Source organism: Ruegeria sp. AB6 (assembly GCF_056542685.1).
Window position 1 is genome coordinate 1 of sequence record NZ_JBQGAD010000037.1, and the last position, 1,396, is coordinate 1,396.

The window sequence follows — 1,396 nt, forward strand, 5'->3', positions numbered from 1 at the left end:
ATGATGCAGCAAGCGGCGTTTCTGGATTGTCTGGTGTTTGATTTCCTTTCTGCGTCTGAGGATAGTTTCGGCCCGACCGAAGTAGACATCGGCGGGTGTCAGATTGCTGATGCTCTCGTGGTATCGGTTGTGGTTGTAATGATCGATGAAGTCGCCGATGGCCTGTTCGAGCGCTCCGGGCAGATAGTAGTTTTCCAGCAGGATACGGTTCTTCAGGGTCTGGTGCCATCGTTCGATCTTGCCCTGTGTTTGCGGGTGGTTCGGGGCACCGCGAACGTGATCCATGCCCTGATCTTCAAGCCATCTCGCCAGATCACCAGAGATATAACTGCTTCCATTGTCGCTGAGCAGCCGGGGCTTGTGAACAACGGAAGCGCTGTCGCAACCTGATGTTGCCAAGGCGTCTTCCAACGTTTCCGTGACATCGTCAGCTTTCATCGTGGTGCACAGCCGCCAAGCAACAACATAGCGGCTGTAGTCATCGAGTATGGTTGAAAGATAAAACCAGCCCCAGCCAATGACCTTTAGATAGGTGAAGTCAGTCTGCCAAAGCTGGTTTGGCCGAACAGTCTTCTCATGGAATTCATCCGCCGCTTTAATGGTAATGTACGCTGGGCTGGTGATCAGATCCTGCGCCTTCAGAAGCCTGTAAACGCTGGCCTCGGAGACAAAGTAGCGCCTGGTGTCGGTGAACCGCACCGCAAGCTCGCGTGGTGATAACTCGGGCTCCTCCAGAGCCAACTCCACGATCTGCTTACGCACCTTGTCAGGGATGCGGTTCCAAACTCTGCCTGGCCGGGAATGGCGATCCTCAAGCCCGGCCTCGCCGAGAGACAGATACCTGTCGTACCAGCGGTAGAACGTCGTTCTGGGGATACCAAGCTTTTCCAGGGTGCGTTTGATCGGCAGGTGTGATCCGTCAACCAGCCGGATGATCTCAAGCTTCTCGGATGCAGGATATCTCATTCGTCGTCTCCCCCATCCTCGAACATGCTTTTTTTGAGTAGCCTGTTCTCAAGGGTCAGGTCGGCTACCACCTCTTTCAGCGCGGATGACTCCGCCTTCAGATCCTTCACCTCGGAACTGGTGGCTTGGCGGGCCGTGTCCCCAGCCAACCGCTTTTTGCCTGCCTCAAGAAACTCTTTCGACCAGCTGTAATAAAGGCTCGTGGCTATTCCTTCTCGGCGGCACAGTTCGGCAATGCTGTCTTCACCACGAAGCCCGTCTAAAACAATGCGGATCTTCTCCTCTGCCGAATGTTGGCGCCGTGTCTTCCTGCGGATGTCTTTGACGACCCTCTCTGACGACGCTTTCTGTTTCCCGGATTTCATTCTCATCTCCACTCTCTGATGGTTACGATGAGCCTGAAATCCTCCGTTACGCAATCAACCTATTC

General features: G+C 54.4%; 1 protein-coding gene. It reads right to left on the minus strand.

What is annotated here, in order from left to right; all coding sequences use genetic code 11:
- Positions 1–1,337 (minus strand): IS3 family transposase gene (locus tag ACR0DB_RS22580; RefSeq protein ID WP_480553089.1). Its coding sequence is split into 2 segments (ribosomal slippage), with 1,338 coding nucleotides annotated over them: positions 1–1,001 and positions 1,001–1,337; the frame shifts between segments, so codons are not numbered across the junction. This gene is flagged as partial in the annotation.
- Positions 1,338–1,396: the final 59 nt, after the last annotated feature.